Source organism: Frankia sp. CeRuru1, assembly GCF_977966315.1.
Genome location: NZ_CDWWEW010000420.1, coordinates 1 through 4217 on the forward strand (window position 1 = coordinate 1; position 4217 = coordinate 4217).

The 4217-nt window shown below is 67.1% G+C and carries 4 protein-coding genes; 3 read left to right on the forward strand and 1 reads right to left on the reverse strand.

Going from position 1 to position 4217, the window contains the following annotated elements; genetic code table 11:
- The first annotated feature begins 641 nt into the window (after nt 1-641).
- The 3 genes from AC08OP_RS21735 (at nt 642) to AC08OP_RS21745 (ending at nt 1945) form a co-directional block, all read left to right on the forward strand.
- Nucleotides 642-902, forward strand: a complete 261-nt coding sequence (locus AC08OP_RS21735) for a hypothetical protein (RefSeq protein ID WP_476615876.1) — start codon at nt 642-644, stop codon at nt 900-902.
- Between the two features lie 387 nt (nt 903-1289).
- The gene (locus AC08OP_RS21740; protein ID WP_476615877.1) at nt 1290-1586 is read left to right on the forward strand and encodes a hypothetical protein; all 297 of its coding nucleotides are present in this window, start codon (nt 1290-1292) and stop codon (nt 1584-1586) included.
- Nucleotides 1586-1945: a serine integrase family protein gene (locus AC08OP_RS21745; protein ID WP_085015407.1), complete on the forward strand. Its 360-nt coding sequence runs from the start codon at nt 1586-1588 to the stop codon at nt 1943-1945. The genes AC08OP_RS21740 and AC08OP_RS21745 overlap by 1 nt, the downstream gene beginning before the upstream one ends.
- A 608-nt stretch (nt 1946-2553) precedes the next feature.
- On the opposite strand, the gene AC08OP_RS21750 is transcribed toward AC08OP_RS21745, so the two are convergent.
- A complete protein-coding gene (locus tag AC08OP_RS21750) occupies nt 2554-3957 on the reverse strand; it encodes a hypothetical protein (RefSeq protein WP_476615878.1) in 1404 nt (467 codons plus the stop codon).
- Between the last annotated feature and the right edge of the window lie 260 nt (nt 3958-4217).

A 4217-nucleotide genomic window follows, 5' to 3' on the forward strand; every position in this document is an offset into this window, starting at 1 on the left:
ACAAGCGCCCACTCGGCGTCGGTCAGATCCGATGGATACCGGTGTGTACGTACCATGACCAGCCCCTGCCGCCATCACCCCCGTCCAAACCCCACCACCAACATCCACACCAACTTTCCGTCACGCTCCGCATATGCAAAAAGATCCAAAACAGGCTCTCAGGGGCGAGGCCCTGGGCGATCTCGTGCAGGTTCGGGCTGGTGGGGATGCCGGTGCACTGACTTCGCGAGGTACACCGAAAGATGTGACCTAGATCACTAGCTCCGCTTCGCGTCTCACGCTACTCGGCCGGGTCCTGGCGGTCGGTGCGCGCACCTTGACCTGGTCGGGCTGCCATCCATGCGAGGAACGTGGACTGTCGCCAGCGGGGGCGGTCTGGGACCGAGTCATCATCAGGCGGTGGTAGCCGACCGGCGGCGCGGTAGTTCCGCAGTGTTCCCGGCTTGACCCCGGCAAGCTCGGCCATCTGCTTGTAGCCAAGTAGCGGATCGTCACCTCCCACGGTTCCAGACTCTACCGAAAGATCAACACTTGAACTTTAGGGCGCAGCGTCCTAATGTTGGGGGTGTTAGCGGCCCTGCCGGTGTTGCGACCACCGGACAGGGCCTGACCACAACCCTGCGTGAACAGGATGGTGACCTGTGCCCAGTATTCCGCCGTCCGGTCAAGACCGGTGGCGCAACCCCTATGAGGGTCGGCGGCTTGTGACCTTGTCCGCAGACGAACGGACCGGCCTGTATAACGTGACCCTGACTCCAGGGGCAACCCTGCATGACATGATCAACGTGACGGCTACCGCACCTTCGGTACTCTTCGTTGATCATTGGCGGTTGAGCCCCAATGATCCGGCGGTGGTCTTGCAGTTCCGGGCAACGCCGGACCTGGGCAGCGTGCTCCCGTGAGGCACGAAACGGCGGGGTGGGTGCCTGCGGACACGATGCCGGGCTGCGGCCGGTGGACTCCCTATCAGGAATCGCTGTTCGTGATCCTCGTGGCTGGTCCTGCGGGTCCCACGGGGCGGCGGCTGCTCGGCTGCCTGCTGCGTTCTGATCCACGGTCCGTGGTCGCACTCGCGGACATGATCAGAAGTCGGCGCGGCGGCCGGTAAGCGGCTGGTCTAAACGGCCGGTGACCTCGCCTGGGGTTGCCGGCCGTTCGCCGTTTCCGGCCTTCAACAACCTATACAAAATTTGCGATGATGTAGGTACAGCAACGAAAGCGGCCCGACCGGTGCGGGAACACCGATCCGGGCCTGAGTCCCACAACCTGCCAGACCAGGAGCGGAACCTATGTTTACTATGCCAGATGATCCGGTGCGGCAGAGCGCCTACCTCGTTGATCAGTTGATTGCCGCGGTGCGCGAGGCGCTGGCATTGGTGGCGGCTGAGCTGGACGACGGTCCGCTTGCCGGTCCGCCCGGGAACCTCGTACCTCGCGCCGCGGCGTCGGCGCTGCGTGACCTGTCCGCGATGATCGGCATCGTGACGAGCACGAACAGCCTCGCGGTCCTTGATGCGGTGTGGTTCGGTCTGCTTGAGGCGTCGGACGGCGTGTCGGCTTGCCGCGCATCCGGCGAGGATGCGTGATGCCGGGGCTGGCGCGGGCGTTGAACTTCGTTCGTCAGGACGTCAGCGTGACCGAGCGGGATGATCAGCGAGCGGTGTTCGCTGCGGCATGCTCGGCACGGGCCTGGCAGGCCGGTGGGACGGTCTACCAGACCGCTGACAGGCTGCATGAGTGGGCGGCGGTCGTCCGGCTCGTCCACTCCGGCGCCTACGACCTGGTGGTCGTCGACACGATCGACCGGTTGGCCACCACTGAAGCGGGGCGGATGGCGGTACTGGGCATGCTGCGCCGCACGGGGATCCGCGTCCTTGCAGTACGTGACGGCGTGGATACGGGTGATCCGGTGGGCTGCGCTCTCGTCGACTCGCTGTTCACCTAAGAAATGATCAGGATCGGGTCGGGTGGCTGCAACGCCACCCGACCCGGTTTTTGATCCTTCACAGACCCCGGGCTGAGCTGATCTCCTCCGTCGGTCGGGCGGCTGCGCCCTACGTCGGGTTCTCCCGGCCGGGCAAGGGCGCCGACGGCCCGTCCCCGTGCTGGGTGCGGCGCGTCCCTTGCCCGGCCGGGAGGTTCCGGCGTAGCCCCTTGGGGGTCCGGGCGGCGGAGGCGATCAGCGGACGTACGCGGCATCTCCCCCCTCCTCCAGAGTGAGGGCCGGGGTTTGGGGCGGAGCCCCAACAACCAGCAACGGCACCGTTCTCGCGGACGTCGCGCGGCTCCTGGAGCACCGGCGCGGACCAGCGGCACCCTCACCAGCGATCGTCACGGACCCTCTGGCGGGGGGCCTGACGCTCCGACGCGCCGACGGGCCGACGCGCCCACGGGGCGACGCCCCGATGGGGTGCCGACCGGAGGGAGGCGGGGTCCCATCGTGGTGCGGCGATCCCGTAGGCGCGGCGCGCACGGCGACGCGCGGCGCGTGCGACAGGTCACACGCGCGCGCCGTAGGCGCGCCTTGACGGGGTAGAGAACATTGGCGACGATCTAGATGGTTGGGCCTGCTGGGAGCGCACGGCGCTCAGATGAGACCTGTTCACCCAGGTCGCGGACAGGTTCGAGCCGTGCCCACTCCTCGTTGCGGGCGAGGGTGCGCCAAATACCGGCGGCCCGGTTGAAGGTCGGGCCGTTGGTCACTTCCTTGCCGTCAACGATCATGAGGGCGTCACTTGCTGCGGTGGCTGCCTGTTCGGGGTCTGGGTGGGTGCGGTGGATGAAGGCCCGTGCGAGTGCGAGATGGGTGCCGGCGGTGCTGACGTACCGTCCGGTTCCGCTGAGCATCGCCAACGACGCGCGGGCGTGTGGCTCGGCTTCGTCACCCTTGCCGAGATAGCCGAGTACCACCGCATTGAAAGCTTCGCTGGACTCTTCGTCGATCGGTGAAGGTCCTGGCAGGCGGTTGCCGGTCCAGAGATGATCATTCATGGTCCGCAAGGCGGTTAGTGCTTCGTCTTCGCGGCTGGTGATGGCGTAGGCGCGGGCCTGTGCGCAGGCGAGGAGCGGGACGATATAGGGGTGCGCCTGCGGCTGGGCCTGGGCGGCGATGTCCGCAGCGGTCTCGAACTCGCGGGCGAAGAAGGCCACGGCGGAGCGCATGGCGGCAACCGATCCGGCAAGTAGTGGGTTACCGGCTGCCTGGGCGTGTTGAGCGGCGAGGACGAAGAACGTCAACGCGCCGTCGTCATCGCCCATGTCGAAGGCGAGTCGACCACGGTAGAAGGCGTATTGGCCGGCGAGGAGTTCGAGGTCGCGACGGTCGGTGCCGGTGACTCTGGTTTCCAACCGGGCTTCCGCATCGTCCCACGCCTGTTCGACGGGTCCGAGTAGATCCGCGTGCGGTGTCGTGGAGTAGATCCGGGTGAGGCGTTGGATGCCCTGGTGGAGCTGGGCGACACTGAGGGGGTCCGGGGTGGACGCGGCGATGGCGCGGGAGATCTGCGCGGCGCGGCTGGTGGCGCCAGTCGTGGCGGTGCTGGCGGCAAGGAGGATGCCGGTGCCGAGTAGGTCACGGCGGCGCGACGGACTCACCTCCTCGCGGGGCGGCCCGCTGCCGGGCTCCGCCTGCATGACGGGACGTGGTAGCACGGGCGGCGGGGCTACGGCCTGTGTCTCACGGTAGCGAGTGGGATTCCGGGTCAGCAAATCTTCCACGGAAACGTGAAACATCTCCTCCAACACCCGGCATGCCGCCGGATAGGGCCTGGTGGCTACCTGGCCGGCGATCCACCGTTTCGCCTGCCGGTCGCTGAGTGGCCCCGGCACCCGAAGATCGTTGTTTTCCCGGCTAAGTGTGCGGGCGGTGGTGTCGAAGACACGGCGGAAGTCGTCGCAACTCCAGTTCCGATCATGAAGTAGTCGGGCGAGCATCGTGTCGCTGCGGGGCGGGGCCATCAGCGGTCCTTCCGACTGTCTGGCGGGGTCTGAGGTCCTGGTCAGGTGCCATGTTCCGACCGCCGGCCTCGAATGTCACGGGATGGCATCAGGAAGGCACGGATGGCATGCGGATGCCGTGCCGTGCCGTCATGGTGGCGGCGTTCCCCTGCGCCCCGACGGTCACTGTGATGCCTGGTTCGGTGGCCGATAGTGATGTCCGGCGGTTCTGGTCGGGTTGGCCTTCGTGTCCTCGGCGGGCGCTGTGAACGGTTCCGGGC

Coding starts and splice junctions, on each gene's coding strand:
- AC08OP_RS21740 (WP_476615877.1), top strand. CDS start 1,290: ATGTTTACTATGCCAGATGATCCGGTGCGGCAGAGCGCCTACCTCGTT.
- AC08OP_RS21745 (WP_085015407.1), top strand. CDS start 1,586: ATGCCGGGGCTGGCGCGGGCGTTGAACTTCGTTCGTCAGGACGTCAGC.
- AC08OP_RS21750 (WP_476615878.1), bottom strand. CDS start 3,957: ATGGCCCCGCCCCGCAGCGACACGATGCTCGCCCGACTACTTCATGAT.